Origin of the sequence: Klebsiella sp. CN_Kp073 (assembly GCF_040065495.2) — a bacterium.
Lineage (GTDB): Bacteria > Pseudomonadota > Gammaproteobacteria > Enterobacterales > Enterobacteriaceae > Klebsiella > Klebsiella aerogenes.
Map to the genome: position 1 here is coordinate 4,630,188 of NZ_CM198051.1, position 22,779 is coordinate 4,652,966.

A 22,779-nucleotide genomic window follows, 5' to 3' on the forward strand; every position below is an offset into this window, starting at 1 on the left:
TGGTATTTCACCGGCGGGCCTTTTTATTATTAGACCCACAAGCAATTACCTCATTTAACCCTCACCCGCTCTCATATTATCTCATCCTCTGCGCCAATCGACCTTCACTCCTCGTTATCCCCTTTAGCTTCATTGATTTTCCTGCTCACCCAGGCTGCGTATTTATCACGCGGAGAAAAGGTGGGCCTTAAATTAATGAGCGCTATCGATGAACCTGAATCCTTCTCCACCCTGTTTATTTTTGCTGTTATTACTTTCCACCCTGAGCACGATATCCCCCTGCCATGCCGCGACAGTAAAGGTGGATAATTGCGAAGTTGGCTGCCCAACCGGCGGCAGCCAACAGACGCTTTTCCGCGCGGCCTACACGCTGAACAATAACCCCAGTCGTAAACTGGCCAACTGGGTAGCGTATAAAATCACCCGTGCCAGCGAGGCCAGCAACCGGGCAAGAGTGTGGAAGCAGGACCCCGATTTGCCTGCCGCCGATACGCTGGCGCCCGCCGACTATCGCCGGGCCAACACCTTACTGGCGGTCGATCGCGGCCATCAGGCGCCGCTGGCGAGCCTCGGTGGCGCGGCGGACTGGCCTGCGCTGAACTATCTGTCGAATATCACCCCGCAGGAAGCGGCGCTGAATCAGGGAGCATGGGCGCGGCTGGAAGACGCGGAGCGCGCGTTAGCCGAGCGCCCGGAGGTGACGGCGGTTTATGCGGTTACCGGGTCGCTGTTCGAGCGGCATATCGCCACCCTGCCCGCCGCGCCGGACGTGGAGATCCCCAGCGGTTACTGGAAGATTATTTTCCTCGATAGCGGCCCGCAGAGCGGCCAGTACGCGGCATTTGTGCTGGACCAGGCAACGCCGCGCGATGCCAATTTTTGCGACCATCAGGTGACGGTGGAAGAGATCGAGCGCCGCACCAGTCCGCATTTGACGCTGTGGTCGGCACTGCCGGCGGCCGTTACCACAACGCTAAAAACGCAGCCGGGGAGGTTGGCGCGGGAAATGGGTTGCCAATAAGGAGCAAGGGGTAAAGTTGTCGACCTGTCGCGATTAACAATCGACGTCTTACCGCCAGCCAGCAAACCAGATATAGTTGCCCTCCCTGCCACTGCTAAGCGCTGTTGATCTCGTATGAAGCTCGGTTATTTTTGTTACTTCCTGCTGGCCCTTGCCGCCGTCGGCAGCCTGTTGCTGCCCTATTCCATCGCCATGTGGTTCCTGCTGGCGAACGTGCTGACCTGGCTTATCTACGGCATCGATAAATTAGCCGCCCGTAAAGCCTGGAGCCGGATCCCGGAATCCACCCTGCTGACGTTCGGCCTGCTTGGCGGATGGCCCGGCGCGATTGCCGGGCAGCTGTGTTTTCGCCACAAAACCCAGAAGCAGCCATTCAGAACGTATTTCATTATTAGCATCGTGCTGAATGTTGTGCTGCTGGTTGGCGGGTATTGGCTGTATCGGGATTATGGGGTGTAGGGTTGGTGTAATTTATTATCACTACATATACGCTCAATATGCTCAACACCAGGTCTGCAAACGCAGCGTTGAGCAATATTTTTTACTACCTATTGCTCTACTTTTTCAATAATAAAACCATCGCGTCGTAAAAAATCAATTACACGCTGGATATTACCAAGCCCCCATTGGTTCGATATTGCGATAACTTCGCCAGATTGAAGCTCAATTACCGCATCTTCACTCAAATGATATCGATTCTTTCGCCCATCAGGAACTTGATCAGCCAAAACAATTGTTCGATTTTTGAGAATTTCACCCAGCTTAGTATAAATGTCCTCAAGGCTGTGGGGATTATGCTTATTTATCCAATCAGTAAATAGTTCAAGGGCTAACTTACGCTTATTATAAACACCACCATTATACCTATATTCAGAGTAATCTTTTTCAGACTTCTGGCTACTTATATTTTGCTCAACCAGCTTTTCCCTGAACTTAACTTGATATTCTTCTAATTCTGGAACCGGAATTATTTGCTCCGCATTTATTAGTATATCATCGTTAAACTTGTAAGGTGTAAGACGAACACAACGAATATCAACACCTTTATCTCTCAGCCAAATCGCTGTAGTGGTCAGTTCTTTCCCAAAATCAGCTGAAGCAAGAACAATTCTAACATCCTTACCAAAGTCAGAGAGCTCATTCTCCTCAAGACCAATAAATTCTAATATTTTTGCTTTAGCATTAACATCTGAATCAGTACCTAAATATGACTGATAATATTCGCATGCTTTTGTAAAACTCATTGTAGAAATCATAGCTGCATAACGCAATGCTTGTAATTCCATATGAGCGCCGATTTCATCTCGCTTTAACTCTATTACGACAAGATTAGCCTGCTTATCAATCGCTAATAAGTCAATCCGTCTTCTGCTGTCCTCCCAATCTGAAAACTCCTCAGCAATGACAAGACAATCAGGTGCAAGGATATCAATATTATTTTTTATAGCTTCTTGCAAATCGTAACGTTCCTGAAGCCCCTCTATTGAGTAGGTAGTTTTTTCCAGCGCAACTAAATTTTTATCAGCAATATTATATAATGCCATTTTTCAAATCCGTTTATGAAAGTATTACTATGATTGTATCAGAGTTTTTAATTCATCTGGCGTATATGGCGGGTTTCGCCGATGCAGCATCGCGTGACAGTTGGGGCAAACTGGGATCAGGTCAGTTTTCGGATCCAAACGATAGTCCTGTTTAATCTCCGATAGCGGCACCAGATGATGAATATGGATAAAGCCCTGGCCGATATCACCGTAGCGCTTAGCCATATCAAGGCCGCACACCTGACACCGGGTACCGTGATAGCGCAACGCAGCCTCGCGGGCCTGGCGATCGCGCTCATAGCGGTTAACCATAACCTGAACCGCAGCCCCTTCCACAAACTCACTTTTCGTCTGTAGCTCGTCGGGAAAAAGGGTAATGCCGGTATCATCTACTCGCTCCTGAACGATCTTGAATCCTTGTTCCAGCAACAGACGGACGCATTTGGATTTGATCCCACCGCTGAAATCCGCCGGGGTGAACTCCGTTTTCGTCGCCATGGTGGCCGCTATCCCAACGATAGCTTTAGAGGGATAACGACGTCCTTCGAATTCGACTTCATACAGACGCGCGTCTTTAAACTGATGCGCTATACCCTCGTCGTATGCGCGGATGGCTTCGATGATGCATTCTCGCGATAGATGATCTGGCAACCGTTTCATATGGCTGAGCTATTTGATGATGAGTGACCTCATTATAGATAGAAAGCGGAATAAATTTCGAATAGATAAATCATGGTGATAGTTGAAAAGAGACCTGGGTTGGATATCGAATCCCGGTGGCTTGATCGACAGCAGTTTTGCGAGCATCATCGCAATTATTTAGCAAAATACGTAACGCGATGCCTTCTAGTAAAACTCTGCAACAAGCGATCGCCAATATCACTATCTGGCGCAAAGGCGAACAGCGCGCGCCGCATAAACCTCTGCTGTTGTTGCACGTGCTGTCGCATTACCAGCACGGACATCCGCGGATGTTCGATTACGCCTCAGAGGTTCGTGATGAGTTACATAGCCTGCTGGAGCGTTTTGGTCCACAGCGCGCGCAATACCGCCCCGATATGCCTTTCTGGCGTCTAAAAGGCGACGGCTTCTGGGAATTACGCAACGCTGAGCAATGTTCAACTGAAGGCAGCAGACAGCCACCCTCTAAAGAACTGGAAACCTATCACGTCGCGGGCGGCTTTGACGAAGAGCACTTCGCGCTGCTGAGCAAGAATAAGAGGCTGATTAACACCCTGGCGCATCAGATCCTGCAGGCCCATTTCCCGGAGAGTATTCAGGAAGAGATCGCCGACGAGATGGGGTTTGATATCCAGCAAATTCGCAAAGAACGCGACCCGCTGTTCCGCCAGCAGGTGCTACGCGCTTATAACTATGAATGCGCTATCTGCGGCTTTAATATGCGCCATGACAACACCTCCGTCGCGCTGGAGGCTGCGCATATCAAATGGAAGCAGCACGGCGGCCCATGTGAAATTCCCAACGGCCTGGCGCTATGCGCCATTCACCACAAAGCATTTGATAAAGGTTCGATTGGCCTGGATGAGCATATGCGGGTACAGATTTCTCCCGCGGTTAACGGCGGCGGGATTGTCGGAAAGCTGTTCTGGGACTTTGATGGTAAGCAAATTGGATTGCCTCAGGGGAAGGACTGTTACCCGAAAGAGGGATTTGTGGAGTGGCACAGGAGAGAGGTATTTAGGGGGTGAGGTAAGGCACGCGACTATATGTCACGGAGTCACCCCTCCGCTATTTAGTCAACGTCCCAGCACTATCAATAAAGAATTCATGAACATATTTTTTATTATTTAAACCGTAGTTAATGACATAAGTATGATTCTTCTTCCATTCAATATCGATGCAATTGTCAGGATATGATGACATTAACTTGTCATAACCAGAACTCATTACCGTTTGCGTCTTACCGTTTTCGCCTGAATCAATAGTGTAGTAATTCAATACATCCCTTTTATCCAAACTAAAGCAAAGATGCTCTCCATTAATAATGGTATCTCTTGGGTGTGGCGCAGGATTACCACCAGGACAACCGGAAATAAGAAAAGTTAAAGGTAAGATAGCGAATCTCTTCATTGTGGAAATCCCTTCATAACTAATTTATATTTTTGAAGCAATGTATAGTCAGATTCTTTATGATCATAATCTCGTAATGCAGGTAGATACAGATAATTTTTAAAACCGTAAGCTTGCAACAACCAGTAATCACTAACTAATGAAGCCTGCTGTTCTAAGCTATAATGTCGTATGTTCTCCTTGTCTAAACTGTAACTGTAATCAGCAAATCGGGAGAACAACCCTCTGGTTCTGACAAACATTCCGTGCTGCGCTTGCCATACATGCATTAACTCATGCATGAATCTATGTTTTTTTTGCACATCAACTTCCATTGAAAAATCATGGGAGTAGGTGTCTTCCCTAAACCACATTTCTCCGTTAGGACTCATAGCAATATCAGTAGGCTGCAGATTGAACGGCAAATAACTTTCCCGATGAATCCACACTGTATTGTACCGGAGACCGTAGCTAAATAGCGTTCTTGCTAACCCAATCTCACCAGTGGTTATAAGCCTCGTTCCACCGGGCTTAATACGTGTCCCGGATGTCGCGTTAATCCTCTCGTTTACAGGCATTCAAAATCCCTCTGAATTGCAGCGGTATTGTTTATTTATCGTACGCCAATGCAATCGACAAGGGAAAGATTTTTATCCGAAAAAATTTGCAGCTGACTTAGCATAGTTAATGGGAATACAATACTCACATTCGTTACACGAAGTGTTTAAACAGATACTGAATTTCCGGCACAAAAAGATGCCTTCAGGTGAATTGGTTGCCGATTGGGTGCGAAGGCCGGACTCGCCTTTTCGTTTAATTTATTGAAAATTAATGAGTTGTTAGATTTTACTTTGGGGATTTGCCCCCAGAATGGGACATAAAATTGAATACTGCGTGGAAGATCACAAAGTTGCGTGATTATTTTCCAGAACCGAAACGCATTCCAGAGTAAGGCTTCTCCCGGCACTGCGCCAGTCGAGATGCTAAATCTCCCACATGCAGCTCCAGCTTGTGGCCATCCGGGTCAAGAAAATAGAAAGATTGCCCTTCGCTTTTATTGTCTTTCCAGACCGTCGTCCATACAAAATACTGACAGCGATAGAATAAGTGGGAAGCGGATTTATATCTGCCCATGCTATTTACTCCCAGATTTGCTGGTAACAAACCGAGGCAGTATTTAGCATGGGCATTCTATAGGTAAAACCCACATTAACAATCGCCACCTCCACCGGAGGTGAGACTGATAATTAAAAAAAGCCACTGATCCTTTTTTTGTGCAGTATGTTTGGTTTTCCATGCTTAGTTCAGCTTGGCTGTAATGTCCGCTTCGCTCAAAGCTGCCTATCATATCTGCTTAAAAAACATGCTTAGTGTAGGATATTCTCCGTTTTCCAAGTAGCCCCTTTAAAGATCTCCTACCGACCCACAGCCGTTTTGGTACTGCCACCATGCTGGGTAATGCGAGGACGGCACTTGATCTTCACAGCGCCCCGGGTGAATGAGTCGTCCGAGGCCTTGCTCGACCATACATAGGCTTCGCCGGTTCCAAGATGGCTCATCTTGTCGGAGGTCAGCTCACCAAGAGCGGCATTCGCCTTCTGGATGTGTTTCAACCATGCAGGTGAGTTGAATTTATGCATGATGATCTGTGAAGACAACTCGATCAGAGAGATCGGGACTGATGGAGGGTCCTGAGAGGCGACCATAATACTTGTTCCCTTGTGCCGCATCTCACGGACAACCTCGACAAGGCCAGAAACCAAGTCATCGTTTTCGATATATTTGTGAGCTTCATCGAAAACCACCAACTTATTGAAGGCGCTTCCCTGGTAGGTTGCTTCTGAGAAAACCTGTAGCATCACCACGAACAAACCGAGAGCTTCGTCCTTCTCGATGTATTCATCTCGCAGATCCACGATAATCAACCGGCCGGGGCGAATCAGATCCTGGAGACGCTGGTTATCATCGATATATTCGCTTGCAAACAGTAAGCGCGTCTGGGCCAGCTCCTTTAGATGATCGGACAAACCAGAGTTATCGATGCCTGCCCGCAGAGAATCCAAGGTCAGGTTATCCCGCAGTCCCCTCATGATGAGATTGATTTGGCGCATATACATGCTCTGGCTACCAATCGCTCCCATTAGGAATTTCCAGTGTGCTGCCTTAAGTTCAGCGGCAGAAAAAGCAATCGGCTTAACCTCAATATCCGGGTACTCGGCCCTACGATCATCTACCTTGTTGGCAGGGGTAAGAATCAAGACATCCTTCAATGCTTCCGGGTTGGCCTTGTAACGCTCACGAAGGATACGGATCTCATCCTCTACCGAGTTGGCATTAATCATCGAGGTAAACTCCGGCGCATAATCCTGCGTCGGGCTATAATGGAAAATGACTGTGGCGAGCGGGCTTGGCAGCACATTGATGTGCTGAATCGGCATTGAGGCCATCTCAATTGCTGTTCCAAGGGTGTAGCTCTTTCCACCGCCTTGAACCCCGAAGAGACTGATCGTGTGGGTATGATTGAGGTCCAACGCGATTTTCCGTCCGGAAACCTCTCCGAGCAACCCGTACTGCGGTGAACTACCATTAACGCCCAGCATGATGTCGTAGCTGACTTCGGCTTGAGGCTCGGATGTCAGATGCTCCTGCACTTCAAGCACGGGTTGAACAGCTTCTTCCGGTCCCACATCAACGGCGGCGGATTGTTCGTCGTCTTTTTCTTGTTTGGGCGCGATGGTGGTAGGTTTAGGTGCATGCTCAACGGGTTTCGCCTGTTCTTCCTTTTGAACAGGCGCCGTGATTTCCTCTGAGACAGAAGGTGTTAGCTGGGTGACTGGAGTCCCCGGCTCATCGTCCAAGAGCTCATCCACCGTCCAGGATGTTGAGCGGACTCTATTAGGGGCGATGAAAGCGGCAGTCTCGAGCTTCGGCACGTTCAGAATGAACTGTTCGCTCAGAGTAGGAGCGGTCAGTACTTCCTCACTCTCAACAGACACAGGCTTGCGGCAGTTCTCCAGCAAAGCATGAATGAGATCCTTTCCGATGCGATGGAATTCGATGCCTACCTCGTTGTCCGGAGATTCTGTACCAGACTTTTCAAAGTCGAAAATCAAAGCGCACCGCCTGAATTGAAGCGAGTAGCCCTGCTCAATGGATTCAAGTAGTCCTCTCGCTTCCTGCGCGGCGATCTCTTCAAAGATCCCATAACGTAGTGAGCGCTCCAGATAGAACCTAAGAATCTGAACCAACTCCCGGCTCTTGAGCAACCTATCGGGCCGATCCGGTTTTTTCAGGGCCGGGTCAAAGTGACGCTGGAGGATGCGCTCACTCTGATTTATCTGGGCGGAGATCCGTTCCTTCAGTTGGTTGAAAGCCGCAAAGGCACCAACCTGCGAATAACACTTCACCTCAACCAGATTACAGGTGATCGTCCTGGTGTTTAAATCTAAATCAAACAAACCCAAGTCGGTACGTTGTAGGCTGATAGCATCGTTAACATCGTCTGACTCACCGCTTGAGCGGTAGAGGTCCGTGTGTGCGTCTAATGGCACAATGATCTGATTGCTTAACGCGCCTTGATATTCGAGATAGAGCCTCGCCAGAGCTAGGCCAAGAGCCTCCGCCTGTTGCGTACGTGCGGAAATCAGTTTCAGGGCAAGCTGACCAGAAAGCGAGCGTAGGTTCGCGAGTATCTGAACCGACTGCTCGCCGTCGGCGGACAAACCGTGCTCAAGCAGCACCGGCTTCAGCATGGCCTCCAACTCATCGTTCGAGCGCGAGGAGATTATCAGATTATGTGTCGCCTGGGAGCTGGCTCCTGGCACATAGTCAATCAGATAATCCGGTCTGTTCTTCCGACCGCCATGGTCGAAAAACTCAATCCCCATATTTCGGTCGATAGTGAACACCCAATCGCTGATCTGGTGAACCTCGTAAATCAGTTCTCGTTGGGCCACATCGAGGCCTAGGGTTACAACGGGTACGGCCTTGAAACTAGCACCAGAAGTAGCAACCGCTGAGGTTGCAAAACAGAGGTGACGGCTCAGCGACGACAGCAAATCGAAACACGCAGCGTGGTTATTCGCACCGAAGGAGCGCCCAATAATAGGCCGCTTATTCCAGAAGGTACCCGAATCGTCGTCAACGAATTCGGTGTCAAAACCCTGTATCAACCCATACAACGGAGTCACCCCCATCGGCCTCTCGGAAATGGAAAGCTCCTCGGCGGGGAACACATCCAAAAGAACGCTGATGTGCGCTGGAAAATCCTTGGAATTTGCATGGAATTCATTCAGCGCGTGCTTGGCCAAGTTCAGCTTGGAAAACAGATGACTGCCAGTTGATGCCGCAAACGCGTCTGCAGCCTCATTCACCGTCGCTCCGGGACGGACTATGGATTCAAGCGCCTCACCCAAAACTGGCGAGTCAGGCTCGGAGGTAAAGAGCCGTATATCATAGCGTAAATTGGCATACTCACCTTTCTGCTGAAGCGCTATCAGAGCCTCTGCTATTAACGAACCAGCTCCGGGGTTGAAGATATTCAGCGATAGCTCTCTCACATAAGGATGCTGGGAGAGATAGCGCTCAATCTTATCCGCAATGACCTTTCCGGAAATATCAGTTCCCGCCGCAGAGGGCTCGGCCAAGCCAAGTGCCGAACAGATCTCCGCCATCAGACCACGAGAATTATCCTCGGTTGTTGGAGCGTATAGAGCCCAAAACGTATTTAGATTGTCCACCGGCGTGAAGATACGACCATCCTCTACGGGAATGCCGACAGGATAGGCTGAGGGCACAAGGCTATCCAATAGGGCGGAACGGACGTGAGGAATGTATTCTTTCCCACCTGACTTGATCTTCCCAATCCAATCCTTGCCCAGAGTAACCCAACTGTTCAGCCACAAGGCTCGGAGCGGATGGGTTGGGGAGACCAAAACAGCCTCGCGATGCCTTCCACGGAAGTCGGTCAGGATGACATGGATTGAATCAACGGCCAGTATGTTTCTTAGCGATTGCAGGTGTTGCTGGCGCTCGACACCAGAAGTCATCTCGGCTTGGCGGATGAGATTCCTGACCAAGTCAAGATAGCTTTCAGCATACGCGAGGCATTCCTTTTCAGAGTCCTGGAACAACAGCCCCTGCATGATCAGTTCGGCAGTGTCTTTGCGCACCGCTGCAAAAAACTCTTCACGGGCAGCCAGGAAAGATGCCATCGCAGCAGAAGAGGGCAGCATGAGCCCGACCTCGGAGGGCGGCTCAGCGGTATCCAAGTTGATCTGCATTCGCCAGCCTGACGGGTGTTTAGGCTTTGCTAAGATGCGTTGCTCGATAATTTTGAGCGTACGTGATAGCGGAATCTGAACAGCCCCCTCACGACCGAATTTTGCGTGCAAGGTTTCAAGGCGGGAGGTCTTTTTGGTACGACCGCCCTCGGACCAAGCGACACCACTGATGGCGATATCATCGGGATCACGTTCATCACCCAGGGCTGTCAATTGCAGTCGGAAACGTGCATGCTCCAGGCTCTGCTCAATAGGAACGGCACGTTGAGGGGGCTCTTCTTCAATGTTGCCACCGGGCAGGACGTAGAAAGGCTCGCTCTCGTAAGAGCGCTTAGCGCCCTCGGAGGTGGAATCCGCTTCCAGCGGAATCGGGTCGCCATCGGCAGTCCAGGGCATTACACGGATGAAATGCCATCCTTCATCGAATTCGATTTTATTGAGTTTAGCAAGGCTTGTAGTACATTGCAGGCGGTTCGGGGTCCAGGCCTTTACCTTTTTAGATTTCCCTACCGGGCCGTCATTCTGCGAAATGATTTGCACCATAAAATGGTCAAGCCCACTGACCTTGCCGGGGTGAGGATTAACCTCAAACACCACGTTCATTTTACGACGGTCGTTCGGTACCAGAACCTGTTGCCCGATGAGGCCAGTGAGTTGCTCGTCGGTTTCATCGTCCGCAACGACCGGCAAGTCGGTTTCCAACACAGTCAGAAGAACCTTGTCCAGTGATAGCTCTTCTTTGAACGTCCATTTATCGAAAGAAATGCTCCACCAACTCTTGTCTGTCGCAATGGGTGGCGTCCAGGATTCTGACTCATGGATATCGTGTTTTTCAAAATAGGTGAATAGACGCGACCCCAATGCCTTATCACTGAGCCCAAGATCAGCAATACGACCACGAACCGACTTGTGCGAGGTTATCAAACTGCGGACGCTGACAAGATTACGGCGAATTTTTCCAATGACTATGCCCGGATCGGCAAAGAGCTTGAAGTCCGGAATCAACGCCAATTCATACAGACTGGCCCCAAGCGTTTCGCCATCAATCCCGTTTTCGAGCGCGGTAAGTAGATACCGCACGCGAGAAACATCGTCGGCAAATAGCCATTCCTCCTCGGTGAGAATACCCAAAAGATCGCGAACATAGCTAGCCAGCGTTGCCGGGAGCCGGTCAAACAGCGATTCGATCAGATCCTCGTAGATATCGGTGAAGGTAAGTTCCTCGAAGGTCGCCACGCCAAAAGAATCCTCGGCACTAGTACGGAGCGAGGTCGGTATGAACACTAGCAAAGGCTGGCGCAGCTCGCCGTTCGCGTCAGGATTACGCAGTTCCACCAACTTGGTGGAAGTTACTCGGAAAGGCATGCCTTCTTGGTCATGACTGCCGAGTATAAATATGTTCCCGTCAGGCCAGATTCGCCTAAGTTCCCAGCATACTGACTCCATAACTTCGTCATCAAGGTCAGTGACCCGCACACAGTGGCCTGGGCCTCGATCACTCAGGATCGCTTCGATACGAGGACACAGCACTCCAGCCAACGCCGCATTCAATTTATCCTGTGGAAGCTTTATGAACGCGCTACTCATGTGTGTCTCCCATTCTTATCAGTTCTATCAAATCTTTCAATTGCATATCGGGGCGATACTTTTTGGGTTACATAAGCATCCGACAAATCCTGGTAGAACCCAATTTCACGAAGGCGGCGCTTGAAGGCTTCGAGATTAAGACGCAGGGCACGTTTGTCTAGTATGCTGCTGTTAGCTATGGTTCCTTCTGGTAACTGGTCGATGTAAAGACCGTAGCGGTTCCTTAAAAAGGCTAACAATTCTTCGATGCGAACCTCGTGGGTCACAAAACGCCCGCCGTCTTGGGTGAGTACAGCTACCTGGAGGAGCACTTCGAGCAGCTTGCTTCCTAACACAAATCGACGTGGGCTTCCCTTAGTCCGGGCCTGAGCCAAAAGCCCACTTTCTTTATTCTTCAGCAGAAGAGAATCCAGGCACTCAGTGATGTATTGGCGGTGATATTTACCTCGATAGGCCATCAGTATTTCAATGAAGGAATCGAATTCACCCAAGCCCATGGCGGTGACGTCCCTGATCTCTGGGTCTAAATCATCATTCCTTGAGGCCGATTCTTCAATTAGGCTCGCCAAGCGGAATTTGAAGTAGGCTTGACGCTCGGTGTCGTGTTCGGGCTTCAGCAGGGATATCAGATCACTAACAGTGAACACACCGCCTCCGGGAGGAGCCAATTTACCAGTTTTTTTGCTCAGGTATTCCGCCATTTCATCGAGTTTCTTGACGACAAAATTGGCCTGCACAAAAGCAGGTATCTGACGATAGAGCCGGTCAGTGGATTTTCGAGCTAACTCAACCATGTGCGGATTGTTGACGTCCCCCATATCTACTATCAACGCCAAGCGGTAAGGGCAACCTTCCAGAGCATTGTCGAGACCCGGGTTGATCGGACATTCCCTGGCGGTGCAGAGATCGTTACCAGAGCGCTGTTTCACCAGCTTAGGCAGCATTTGCAGTAGTTTGAGGTGATAAAGTGCCAGATGGAAAGCCATCAGAGTTTTGAGATAGTCAACCAACACCGAGCGCGGGATATAAGGCTCATAGGCGAGTAAACGCAGAATATCGTCTGCCAAAATATCGGCCTGCCCGATACACAGAGGTTGGAAACGTGCGGGCTCCTTGGAATCCTTCATATCCTGCGTAACCTGTTGGTCCAGGCGTAAGATGGCCTGCGTTTCCACATCCACGGAAACGTTGGGATCGTAACGATCCGTCACTAGGTCGATCCCCGGAAAGAAGAAGCGCTTCAAGGCATCCCGCGCCGCTTGGCCCTTACCTTTGCGGGCATAGAAAAGCATCCAGTAGATTTGCTCTGCAGCGCCGTAATCACGGGTATGCTTCGCGTTACGAAACTTATAGGTATTACCATGCAAAGGACGTGGAGCAGCCAAAGCTTGGTTGCTTTTACCTCTATTCACCAGATCCATAAGATCTGTTTCAATCCAGGCTCGAACAATTTCAGGGTTTTGATCGAAACCAGCAAACCACTCGGGATGCTCAAGGAAATCTTCGAGAAATTCCTCAACTGAAAGATCGCCGCCGCGAGGAGGTCTGCGACTGCCATAACCATCGTATTTCAATCGTGGAAACAACATGGTGAGTACGCGATCCATCTCAATATGTTTAAAATCGAGATAAGAAACTTTCGGGATTCGAAACTCTTTGTCACGGCCTTTAATTGACATTGTATTCGGCCCCCTTTTCAGATGCTTCCATTACTAGCCGTCCATCTTGTTCTCGACGGATTTCGTAAAATTTGTGGCCAGCCTTGGTTAACAATACTTCGTTGTAAGGTACAGAGGCCAACAAGTTCTTAAAGACGGACAAGCTCAACAAAAAGCCTTCTTGCTCTTCTACGCTTGGTCGGTAGCCGTCGTTAAGGCGCATCAGCATTTCATATATATCGAGATTGATTCGTAGGCTGGCCTTGTGCCCCTCGCCGGAGTCATAAAGCAGGACCAACGCCTGAGACAGGCACTCGAGGAAAGGATGAGACGCAGTCTCCTGTTCGGTACGAAGCGAAAAATAGTCACCGTCGAAAAGCCGGTAACTGCGAATGGTACCTTTATCCACTTGGCGAACACGCAGTGCCAACTGGTTACCTAACCTCGCAGGGTCGCTTAAACCTTCGCCTCGGTTGATGGCGCGGAGAATTGCAGTCACCTCATCGTTGCTTTTTGTACCTGTCCGCTGCGTGGAGACCAAGAAGGGATCGATGCTTTCATATGGCAGCATCTCCTTCCACCCCATGTCCCTTCGTTCGAAGAAATGGCGACGTCGCATATGTGAAATGTAATTCCGATGTCTGGAAATCAATCGGGCACGATTTTTCGATGAGTAATCGCGAGGCAGGCTGTCAAACAACGCTTCAACCAATTCATTGTCATATCCGGCTCGTTCTGCAAACGAGAAACGACTCATAGCCTTAGCCCTGGGATGGAGAAAGCCTAACTCGCGGTCCAGATCAGGGTTGCTGACTTCAGCAATGTCGATCTCGCGCAGCAGAGCAATAAGTCGGTCATTGGAGCCTTTTTCCCCACCAAGCCACGAGTTGAAATAGAATCCGTCCAAGATGCGGTTTTGGACCTCTTCACCACCGGTCTGATAAAGCTGGTGAATACCGTCACAATCTTGGGTGCCCACTAACATGAAAGCCAACGCCGACCGTAGGTCGCGCATAGTGATATGCAATCTCCCGCGAAGGTGGGTAATGGTGTAGAGCATCTTCAGACGCTCGATCACCTTGGGACCGGCAACCGGATCCTGGAAAGTCCGGGCATTATGGTAGGCAAAACACTTGCCCTTGATGTCACACTTCTCGCAGGCTTGCCAGTATTCCTGTTGTGTCATGCGGGCAATCAGCCTCTCAAAAATCGAAGGCTGACTTTCTTCGGGGTCAGCAACTACCGAGCGCAAATTGAGGTTGATGATCGCTATACCGCCTTCCGGAACGGCCCCGGCCAAACCCTGTTGGGTCTGCCTGGCGAGCAGCGGGTACTCCTCTTCATGCTCCAGGAAAAAATCGACTAGCCGTCCCTCGTTAATGGCTATTAGGCGAGTCTGATTTTCGGGCCAGCTAGAGGCATCCTTACCCGCGAAAGGAGCAAAGAATTTCCGCAATACCGCATCGTTTCGCTCATCGCCTTCATCCTGGCTACCGTCATAGTTACTCAGGTAGGTATGCCCCTTGATCTGGAACACTGCTCCATTCGCGCCACGTTGCATCTGCGCGCCCTTGCTCTCGGCAAAGGACTCAACCTGCTGAATAAAGGCGGTCTTGCCATCACCTGCGTTACCGCTAATGATCACGAGCTTAAACTCGCCTTTGAGCAAGGCGGGCTTAAGCTTTTCGTCCAGATATGTCGGCACATAGGTGGCCTTACCAACTTCGTCGAGGCCACGGGTTCCCGCGTTGGATACCTGGCTCTGGCTGTAGAGGGTCAGCAGATGGGTGACAAAGGGGTTGCTATTGGGCTTGGTCGGCTCGAAGCCCAGCCTGGATACCGCCTTGGGGCCAGCTCCAATCTCGCCGGTGGTCAGCACCGAGCGCAGACGCTTGACCTCAGCCATGGCAGTCAAGAACTCATCGACTGACGTGAAGCGCTCCTTACGCTCTGGCGCGATCATCTTCACCAGAATGTTGACCAGTGACGAGCTGAGGTCGGCACAGCCTTTGAACTGCTTGGGGTCCTTGGGTTGAGTCTTGATCGGCGGCGTGGGATCGTCGAACGGATACTTGCTGGTCAGACACTCGTAGAAGGTGATACCCAAAGCATAGATGTCGCGGTCTACCCGATCAGAAACATCCGGCTCGGAATTGTAATCGTAATCCGGCGGCAGGTAGCGACGAGTGCCACCACCTCCCTGAACCTCGTCACTTTCGGATACCGCGACATTAAAATCAATGATACGAACACCTTTATCAGTCCATAGCAAATTAGAGGGTTTAACGTCCTGATGATAAATACCATGTTTATGGAGATGCGCTAAGCCCTCGGCTGCTTCGCGAACAATGCGAACAGCATCATCCAACGCCAAGGCTTCAGTATCGATCAGATCGGACACGTCCAGGCCTTCCACATACTCAAAGACGATATAAGGAGTTTGATTTGCATCAGCCATTCGATCGGCCCAGATAACCTTAACGACATGTGGATGATCTGGCAGGCTGGTGAGTGTCTTATATTCGCGGCGCAGGCGCTCATAAACGCTACGCCTGTCTTTGGTCACAAGTTTGATAACGCGGACTACATCGCCTAAAGCATCAAATACTTTATAGACCACCCCAAAGCCACCGCTGCCGAGTTTCTTTTGCACACTGAAACGCTCAGCTAATACAAAATCGGTAGGCAGGTTGGTTAGGTCATCAGGAATGTTAAAAGCTGGTGCAGAAGGTTTTTTTTCACTTTTGCCTTCGGGTAATATCAGATCTTCAAATTGCTTTTTAGCTATAGCAGCACTGGCAAAACGATCTTCAGGATCAAACTCACAAAAGGTTTGCAACCACGCGTCAATTCCCTTGGCTAAATCAGGTTTGTGCTCCGAGGGTTTGATGGGAAATTTGCCATCGGCTTCGATCATTTGATCAACATTTTCGTAGGGCAACTCACCAGTCAGCAATTCGTAAAATACCAAGCCCGCAGAAAATAAATCAGAAGCGATAGAAGCCTCTTTCGGTTCAGACTTTTGCTCGGTTATCACTAATTCGGGAGCGCGATAAGTCGAATCAAGATCTTCGGTAATTTGGTTAGCAATAGTTTCTGAAGTTGATCGGTTTTTACCTACCCGAGCAAAATCGAAATCGGTGATCCGAGCTATCCCCCCTTTCGTGATGAGAATCGCATCTGGTGTGAGGTTTCGATGAATGACCTGATGTTGATGTGCGTGATCCAATGCAGAAAGCACACCTTTGATCACTTGGTATTTTTGATCTGTTGTGAGCGCAAAAGCTGGCTTTTTTAAGTGCTGACGCAGCGCTTGACCTGAAATATCATCAGCCACCAAAGTAATTTCATTACCGTCGTCAGATTGAATTAGGTCACGCACAGCCAATACATTCGAATGGGCACTCATGTGCTGGACAGCCACAAAAGCATTACTGATTTTTTTCAGTTCTTCTTTACGGGCGGCTTCCTCTAAATAGGGGTCTGCACGATAAACTCTTAGGCGGACCTGGCCCGCCTTTGCACCTAATAAGTTGTGCTTTGCCCGATACTCGGTGTAACGGTCTGTGCCACCTAGTTTTTCTATAACCTGCCAACTTCCAAACACAGGGGGAGCTGATTTTGGCTTGGCTCTACCTTGAATGGCTTTGTCAATATGTGAGTGATAAGAACGAATATCAGAAAGACGGTGGCTTGGGATTTTCCCCTTATCAGTAAAGAGTTTTAAGCAGCGCTTGTAGTCAGTCACATCCGGGCTATCGATGCCAGCAGGATCATATAGCTGGGCATCATTTGCTGTAAGCAATACAACCGCATGTACATGCACTTTACGTAACTCGATTATTCCTTTATTGCTGTCAGCCAATAAGGTGCTCATCACCTTGGCGTGGTTGCGCAGCTTTGCCAGAGGGGAGTGAAATTTTTGCCTCCCCTCGGGATACCACTTTGAGCCATACACATCGATGTTGCCACGCGTTCCTTTGACATCCACCAAATAAATCGCATGAGGCGCGAGGATGGCGATATCGATTTCGAACACCTCCTCCCCTTGACGCATCTCGAAGTTGTGGAAGATCAACCAGCCATCGGGAAGATGATCCCGAAGGAAACCGATGGCCTGGCGTTCAGATTCGTTTGCAGGTTGCCCGATGGGTATGACCTTCGCCATTAGCGACCGCCCTCCTCAATTGTGCGCTCGACGAGGATCCGAGCCTGATCTTCCCTTTCCTGAGCCTCAGCCCGTTTATGTCCAGCATTCCTGACCAACTCGTTGATCTCCGCTTCGATGGCGCTGTCGCATCGGGGAATAAGCAAGCGCGACACATCAGGTGCCGACAGATGCGGGATAGAGCTACCAGCAGCTGTACGAATCAATTGCCGGTAACCAATATCAGTGAGAAACATGTAAGCGTAGAGGTAGCCGGGAAGAATTTGCGAGTTTTGTGCCCCCAGCCTGAGAACATCTACCGATACGCATCCTCCGGCGAAGCGACGGTCGGCCCAAACACCACGACCAATAATACCGCCGACTTGCCCGCTTCGAGCTAGAAGGAGGTCACCTTCCTGGGTCGCCCACTCGCTCTCGTCAGGCAACAATCGATTGGACAGGAAACGTGTTGGCTCATAACGCTGGCGGAAAATCTCGCCGCTGGTCAAGAATGGGGCACCGTACTCCTCATCAACGAAGACCTGCTTAAGCCGTCCGGTTTCACTAATCGCTATACCGAGGGATGAGAATTTATCCTTTCGTTGAACATCAGCAAGCAGCCGGTCACTTTCTTGAGCAACAGCATCGTGGAAGGTAGCCTCTAATCGCTTGAGAACCAGCGTTGATGAAGCCGTCGAACAGGAAAAGACCCGGTGTGATAACGCCAGCTTTTCCGGAAAGCCGAACTGTTCATTGACCATTTGTCCCGCTGTCTTCAGCAACTCTGCCGCTTCAACTCTAAGATCAGCAGCGCCTTGAATCAACTCGTGAGCTTGATCCTCTACTGTGCCTAGACGCGGAACAGGAAGATTAGCAATATGTTGAGGCTCAATGTGCTGGATGATTGCGCCGTATGTGCCGGAAATGATGAGTGGAACTCCAAATCGGCTACATAAGTAGGCGTAGAGATAACCTGGTTTTACTTTGCTTTCGTCAGGGATCACCCTAAGAACATCCTCAGTACAGGCCATTCCGTTCATGTCTGCACGTGAATACGCCATGCGTCCAATAGTTCCAGAGCGAGTGATGAGGGTCCATCGATCCTTGATTAGAAGTTGACTATTTTGACGTGCTGCAGATTTTGCAATGTAACTAACATTGCTCAGATCGGATTGGAGAATGTCAGTGCTTGATAGAAATGGATACCCATTCTGTTCATCCTCTACCCAAAGGCGAGTAATACGACCTGGATTTATTATTCCAGATATGCCGCCCTCAGTTAGGTCTTGAAGATGATCTTTTCTTACTCGAAGTTGCCCAAGAAGCTCTCGTGCCTCAATTGCTCCAGACATATACGGTCCGCAATCAAGGCGGCGAGCCTGTTTCTCTATCCAGCTACTCGGAACAGTTTTTACCTGAAATTTTCTGCTCATAATGTCACCTCGCCGGTTGCGCGGAATTCTTTGTATTTCTCTGCCACCAGCGGCAGCTCGTCATGAATGCGGCGGTTGCGACGCGTGACCCTACGGATTTCAACTGCACCGCCTTCACGAACTCGCTCGATCACTTCTTCATCAAAAACCAGCTCTTCACCATCGGGGGCACGTTGGAACAGGAGATTACCCCGGGCATCGACCCCGGCCCGATCCACCACGGCCATGAACACCCTATATTCCGGATATTCGGTATTTATCAGTTCCTCCTGACTACGGCGTCGGAGGAGCAATAAACTCGGTAGTGCAGGGGATAAACCATATTCCTTCACCGTGACCTTGAAAGGCTCCACTGGCAGATCAACCGAGGCCAAGACCTCGCAGTGATGCAGAATCCACCAGCGCACGTATTCATCGCCAGGGTTGCCCAACAAGCCATCTGGTAACAGGATGCCCACACGGCCAGTACCAGGTTTCACCCACTGCAGGGCGCGTTCGATAAACAGCACCTCGGGAGGGACGCCTCCGGTGCTCAGATTGCCAGTGTTGCGGAATCCCCCCTCTTCGTCGCGCTCCCAGTTGTTGCCTAAGTCATAGCGCTCCAGAATGGAGGGATCGCTCACCGTGTCTTGAGTTGAGAACCAGGGGTTGAGCAGAACCATATCCATGCTGCCAAGTGGCATAGCTGGACTGGCGGCTTCGATGCCATCCAGATCGCCGTCTGGAAAGGTACGAGCATCGATACGGAACACGCGGCCGGGATTACCGATGGTGAACAGCAGGTTCATGCGGCTGGCCACAGCCAGAAAGGGATCAATGTCGCAGCCCAAGGCATTGCTGGCCGCCCAAGCGGCAGTTTCGTTTTGTGCCTGAAGGATCTGTTCGTTTGTAGCCTCTTCAGGCGTGGTGCCCATGACGGCCAGTTTCTTCTTGAAAATGTGCGCGGCGCTCATGGCCAGGAAAGTGCCAGTGCCGCTGGAGCAGTCCATGACGCGTTCACCGAGTTTCGGATCGAGCATCTCCACCGCCATTTCGGCCACGTTAAGGGGCGTGGGGTAGCGGCCCTCACGGCCATCCATCACACTGCGGGCGACCGCTCGAAAGGCTTCGGTGCGGTAACGGGGCTGGGTTTCTCTTAAGTTATAGCGGGCCAACTCCATCACCACGCGGGCGGTTTCGTGAGGTTCCAGCGTCAGTTCCCAGCCACGGGTCAGCAGGTTCGGCTGCCAGGCCTTGGCAGCGGCAATGGAGTCGTTGACGCGCAGGGCAATAGCCTGTTGACCCGCCTCGGTGAAAGGCTCGTCACCTCTGATCCAGAATTTGCGCTCTCCGGTAGGCTGGGTCTCATCAAAGATCTTGGCCAGCATCAGCACTGCCAATTGCTTAAAGGAATCCTTGTGATCGAGCCCCAAGTTACGGTTCAAATACTGGCGGCAGCGCAGCAAAGCACCTTCCAGGTCTTCTGCCTCGGCACTGACCTGAATGACACCTCCGGCACGGTCTAAATCGGCAGTGCGTTCGCCCGGCACCGGCCAGACACCCAACGGCTTGGCGCGGACCTCGAAGCGGGTGCGCTCTACCTGGAACAGGAACTCTTCCTGGCCGTTAGTCCACATGCCCAGCGTAGCACTGGGGATCAGCTCCAGCAACTCCTTGAGCTCGCGCAGGTCGGCATCAGCCTCGGCAATGGAACGGATCTTGTCGCGCTTCCTCTGATTCTTGCAGACGATTATCCGCTGCAGGTTGTCGTTATCATGCCCAGCATCGGGACGGAAAACCGCAATGTCGATACGCTTGCGCCCCTGGCCGGAAATCTGGGGGTTGTAATCGACTTCCAGGTCGTTTCGATCAAAACCGTAGCTCTCTATGAGCTGACGTAAGACTTTCTGCACCAATAGCTTCTTGGCGGAGGCACTCTTTTTGTGGCCGGTCAGAATGTCGATGAAAAAGTTATCCGGGCCGCTCTCTTCGGCAGTATCCTGCGAAGCATCAATAATATCGTCTCGGTCGCTCATCTATTCTGCTCCATGAGAAATTCGCGGTACTTCTCAGCGATGACCGGCAGATCGTTGTCCTCGATCTTTTCACTGCGGGTCAATGTCCGTTCCATGAAACGTCCGCCGATGCGGATGCGCTCGATATGCTGCTTGGGCTCAACGATTTCTTCTCCGTCCGGGGTGCGTTTGTAGAGCTTGTTGCCACGGCGGTCGAAGCCAACCTTGTCAGCCACCGCCATGAACACAGGATACTCATCGATCCCGCCCAAGGCCTCGGCGCGCTTTTCTTCTTCGCTCTTGCGACGCAGGAATAGCAGGCTGGTGAGTATGTTGACGTTGGCCTCAGCGATGAAAGCTTCCACCGGCAGATCTACGGAGGCAAGCACCTGGGTTTCGCGCATGATCCACCAACGGATATATTCTGCTGCTGGGTTACCGAGAACACCGTCGGGCAGAACGATACCCATTCGACCTGTACCGGGCTTGAGCCATTTGATGCAACGCTCAATAAAGAGAATCTCCGGAGCCACACTGCCTTTCAATGAACCTGTATTGCGGAAACCACCTTCTCCATCTGATTCCCAGTTGTGCGCTAACTCGTATTGTTCAAGGATGTGCCTATCGGTAATTGGAATGTCAGAACCAAAAGGCGGGTTAGTTGCAATGATATCGATCGACCCTAAAGGAATTTCTTTCTTGGCTGAATCTAAGTCCGCAAGGTGCCCAAGTGGGAACTCGAGTGAGTTGATGTTGTAGATATGCCCTCGACCATCCCCCGCCAACACCATGTTCATTTGAGCAGCGCGGATCAGGAATGGATCAAAGTCTGCGCCATAGACATTGGCAGCAGCATACTCTCTCAATCTTTCGTGAACACCTAAAAACTCGGTTGTACTCTCGTTAGTGGCTTGTATGTCTTGATCTTTGCGGAACGTTTTCAGCATGTGTCCAAGGGTCGCCACCAAGAATCCCCCTGTGCCACAAGTAGGGTCAAGCAGTGTCTCATGCTCTTTAGGATCCAGCATTTCGATCACTAGCTTTACGACCCCGCGAGGAGTGAAATACTGACCACGGTCGCCGCGCAGATTGACGCCCACCAACTCTTGGTAGGCCACGCCCTTGGCATCAACGTCCGTGCGGGTAAAATCATATTTGGCTAACTCAGAAACAATAAAGGCTAACGCCCGGTTGGAGAGGGTGATTTCCTCGTTGCCCCGGAAGATGTTCTTATACTGCTTTTTAACCTCGGTAAAGAGCGTCTCGATACGAGCACGAATGGCCTTTCGGCCCTCAACTTCAAACTGCTCTTTAGGGCCTGCCCAGAACTGCCGCTTCCATGACTGACGTAGGATCCCCCGAAGGTTTTCGTCATGCATTTTGCAGAAAATCAGATAGAGGAACTGCCAGAAGGCGGCGTCTTTTGGCATGCCTTCGTTGCCATGGATGAAGTTATGGCAACGACGGAATGTGATTTTAAGCATCTCATTGTCAGCGACGCGCGTGTGAGCATCAGAGATAACCTCTTTGGTGCCAACAGACTCTTCCGCCATAGGCCAGTCGCCGATTGGGTTGCACTTTGTTTCGAATCGCTTTTGCTCTTTTTCAACAAAGAAGAACTCTAAGCCGTTAGTCCACAAACCATACTTAACGGCTTCAACCTCGCGCATAATAGCTTCAATTTCATCAAGATCTTGAGCGGCCTGCTCAAAATCGCGGATGCGTACGGCATTTTTGCCGACGTTCGGTTCCTGACGGCAGAGCACAGCGCGCCCCAGATTCTCGATGATGTGTTCCTTGCCATGATGGAAGATAGCTACGTCCACCTTCTTGCGGCCGCCAATGGAAAAATCCAGCTCCATGTCTTCGGGCGAGAATCCATATTCGTGGATTAGGGCGCGAACGATCCGCTGCCGGACTAGCTCCTTCTTCGTTTCCTTGATCTGTTTGCCGGAAACGTAGTCGAGCGTATACCCAGCCGGTATCGTGTTTTCGGCTTGTATGCTGTTCTTTTTGCTCATTTAAAAACTCCGCGCTCCGAGG

At 50.5% G+C, this 22,779-nt stretch carries 14 protein-coding genes and 1 pseudogene; 4 read left to right on the forward strand and 11 right to left on the reverse strand.

Going from position 1 to position 22,779, the window contains the following annotated elements:
• Positions 1-180 precede the first annotated feature (180 nt).
• The 3 genes from ABLV66_RS22305 (at position 181) to ABLV66_RS22315 (ending at position 1,480) form a co-directional block, all read left to right on the forward strand.
• A complete protein-coding gene (locus ABLV66_RS22305; RefSeq protein WP_264753184.1) occupies positions 181-309 on the forward strand; it encodes a hypothetical protein in 129 nt (42 codons plus the stop codon).
• Positions 302-1,021, forward strand: a complete 720-nt coding sequence (locus tag ABLV66_RS22310) for a DNA/RNA non-specific endonuclease (protein ID WP_348876809.1) — start codon at positions 302-304, stop codon at positions 1,019-1,021. The genes ABLV66_RS22305 and ABLV66_RS22310 overlap by 8 nt, the downstream gene beginning before the upstream one ends.
• A gap of 114 nt (positions 1,022-1,135) precedes the next feature.
• Entirely contained in the window at positions 1,136-1,480 is a 345-nt protein-coding gene (locus ABLV66_RS22315) for a DUF1294 domain-containing protein (RefSeq protein ID WP_348876807.1), read from the forward strand.
• An 89-nt stretch (positions 1,481-1,569) separates the two neighbouring features.
• Here the strand turns inward: ABLV66_RS22315 and ABLV66_RS22320 are convergent, their stop codons facing one another.
• A complete protein-coding gene (locus ABLV66_RS22320; protein ID WP_045386873.1) occupies positions 1,570-2,565 on the reverse strand; it encodes a membrane protein in 996 nt (331 codons plus the stop codon).
• Between the two features lie 27 nt (positions 2,566-2,592).
• The gene (locus ABLV66_RS22325; RefSeq protein WP_348876805.1) at positions 2,593-3,225 is read right to left on the reverse strand and encodes an HNH endonuclease; all 633 of its coding nucleotides are present in this window, start codon (positions 3,223-3,225) and stop codon (positions 2,593-2,595) included.
• Between the two features lie 179 nt (positions 3,226-3,404).
• Here ABLV66_RS22325 and ABLV66_RS22330 point away from each other — a divergent pair, with 179 nt between their 5' ends.
• Positions 3,405-4,274: a phosphorothioated DNA-binding restriction endonuclease gene (locus ABLV66_RS22330; protein WP_045394768.1), complete on the forward strand. Its 870-nt coding sequence runs from the start codon at positions 3,405-3,407 to the stop codon at positions 4,272-4,274.
• A gap of 40 nt (positions 4,275-4,314) precedes the next feature.
• On the opposite strand, the gene ABLV66_RS22335 is transcribed toward ABLV66_RS22330, so the two are convergent.
• The 9 genes and pseudogenes from ABLV66_RS22335 to mads2 (ABLV66_RS22375) form a co-directional block, all read right to left on the reverse strand.
• Positions 4,315-4,656, reverse strand: coding sequence for a putative T6SS immunity periplasmic lipoprotein (locus ABLV66_RS22335; protein ID WP_047075944.1), 342 nt, complete (start codon positions 4,654-4,656; stop codon positions 4,315-4,317).
• Entirely contained in the window at positions 4,653-5,213 is a 561-nt protein-coding gene (locus tag ABLV66_RS22340; protein ID WP_171829914.1) for a type IV secretion protein Rhs, read from the reverse strand. The genes ABLV66_RS22335 and ABLV66_RS22340 overlap by 4 nt, the downstream gene beginning before the upstream one ends.
• A 340-nt stretch (positions 5,214-5,553) precedes the next feature.
• Positions 5,554-5,706 (reverse strand): annotated as a pseudogene (locus ABLV66_RS22345) (FosA family fosfomycin resistance glutathione transferase); the annotation flags it as partial.
• A 344-nt stretch (positions 5,707-6,050) separates the two neighbouring features.
• Entirely contained in the window at positions 6,051-11,504 is a 5,454-nt protein-coding gene (gene mads8, locus ABLV66_RS22350) for a methylation-associated defense system ATP-binding protein MAD8 (protein ID WP_348876804.1), read from the reverse strand.
• The gene (mads7, locus tag ABLV66_RS22355) at positions 11,501-13,183 is read right to left on the reverse strand and encodes a methylation-associated defense system protein MAD7 (RefSeq protein WP_348876802.1); all 1,683 of its coding nucleotides are present in this window, start codon (positions 13,181-13,183) and stop codon (positions 11,501-11,503) included. The genes mads8 and mads7 overlap by 4 nt, the downstream gene beginning before the upstream one ends.
• Positions 13,173-17,330: a methylation-associated defense system protein kinase MAD6 gene (gene mads6 / locus ABLV66_RS22360; protein ID WP_348876800.1), complete on the reverse strand. Its 4,158-nt coding sequence runs from the start codon at positions 17,328-17,330 to the stop codon at positions 13,173-13,175. The genes mads7 and mads6 overlap by 11 nt, the downstream gene beginning before the upstream one ends.
• Positions 17,330-18,742, reverse strand: coding sequence for a methylation-associated defense system restriction endonuclease subunit S MAD5 (mads5, locus tag ABLV66_RS22365; RefSeq protein WP_348876799.1), 1,413 nt, complete (start codon positions 18,740-18,742; stop codon positions 17,330-17,332). Before mads5 ends, mads6 begins: the two co-directional genes overlap by 1 nt.
• The gene (gene mads2 / locus ABLV66_RS22370) at positions 18,739-20,757 is read right to left on the reverse strand and encodes a methylation-associated defense system DNA methyltransferase MAD2 (protein ID WP_348876797.1); all 2,019 of its coding nucleotides are present in this window, start codon (positions 20,755-20,757) and stop codon (positions 18,739-18,741) included. Before mads2 (ABLV66_RS22370) ends, mads5 begins: the two co-directional genes overlap by 4 nt.
• On the reverse strand, positions 20,754-22,757 hold the full coding sequence (gene mads2 / locus ABLV66_RS22375) for a methylation-associated defense system DNA methyltransferase MAD2 (protein WP_348876796.1): 2,004 nt from the start codon (positions 22,755-22,757) through the stop codon (positions 20,754-20,756). Before mads2 (ABLV66_RS22375) ends, mads2 (ABLV66_RS22370) begins: the two co-directional genes overlap by 4 nt.
• Between the last annotated feature and the right edge of the window lie 22 nt (positions 22,758-22,779).

What these genes read in the sequence shown, in the direction of transcription:
- ABLV66_RS22335 (WP_047075944.1), bottom strand. Translation starts at nt 4,656, where the DNA reads ATGAAGAGATTCGCTATCTTACCTTTAACTTTTCTTATTTCCGGTTGT.
- ABLV66_RS22320 (WP_045386873.1), bottom strand. Translation starts at nt 2,565, where the DNA reads ATGGCATTATATAATATTGCTGATAAAAATTTAGTTGCGCTGGAAAAA.
- mads2 (WP_348876797.1), bottom strand. Translation starts at nt 20,757, where the DNA reads ATGAGCGACCGAGACGATATTATTGATGCTTCGCAGGATACTGCCGAA.
- mads7 (WP_348876802.1), bottom strand. Translation starts at nt 13,183, where the DNA reads ATGTCAATTAAAGGCCGTGACAAAGAGTTTCGAATCCCGAAAGTTTCT.
- mads6 (WP_348876800.1), bottom strand. Translation starts at nt 17,330, where the DNA reads ATGGCGAAGGTCATACCCATCGGGCAACCTGCAAACGAATCTGAACGC.
- ABLV66_RS22340 (WP_171829914.1), bottom strand. Translation starts at nt 5,213, where the DNA reads ATGCCTGTAAACGAGAGGATTAACGCGACATCCGGGACACGTATTAAG.
- ABLV66_RS22315 (WP_348876807.1), top strand. Translation starts at nt 1,136, where the DNA reads ATGAAGCTCGGTTATTTTTGTTACTTCCTGCTGGCCCTTGCCGCCGTC.
- mads2 (WP_348876796.1), bottom strand. Translation starts at nt 22,757, where the DNA reads ATGAGCAAAAAGAACAGCATACAAGCCGAAAACACGATACCGGCTGGG.
- ABLV66_RS22325 (WP_348876805.1), bottom strand. Translation starts at nt 3,225, where the DNA reads ATGAAACGGTTGCCAGATCATCTATCGCGAGAATGCATCATCGAAGCC.
- mads5 (WP_348876799.1), bottom strand. Translation starts at nt 18,742, where the DNA reads ATGAGCAGAAAATTTCAGGTAAAAACTGTTCCGAGTAGCTGGATAGAG.
- mads8 (WP_348876804.1), bottom strand. Translation starts at nt 11,504, where the DNA reads ATGAGTAGCGCGTTCATAAAGCTTCCACAGGATAAATTGAATGCGGCG.
- ABLV66_RS22330 (WP_045394768.1), top strand. Translation starts at nt 3,405, where the DNA reads ATGCCTTCTAGTAAAACTCTGCAACAAGCGATCGCCAATATCACTATC.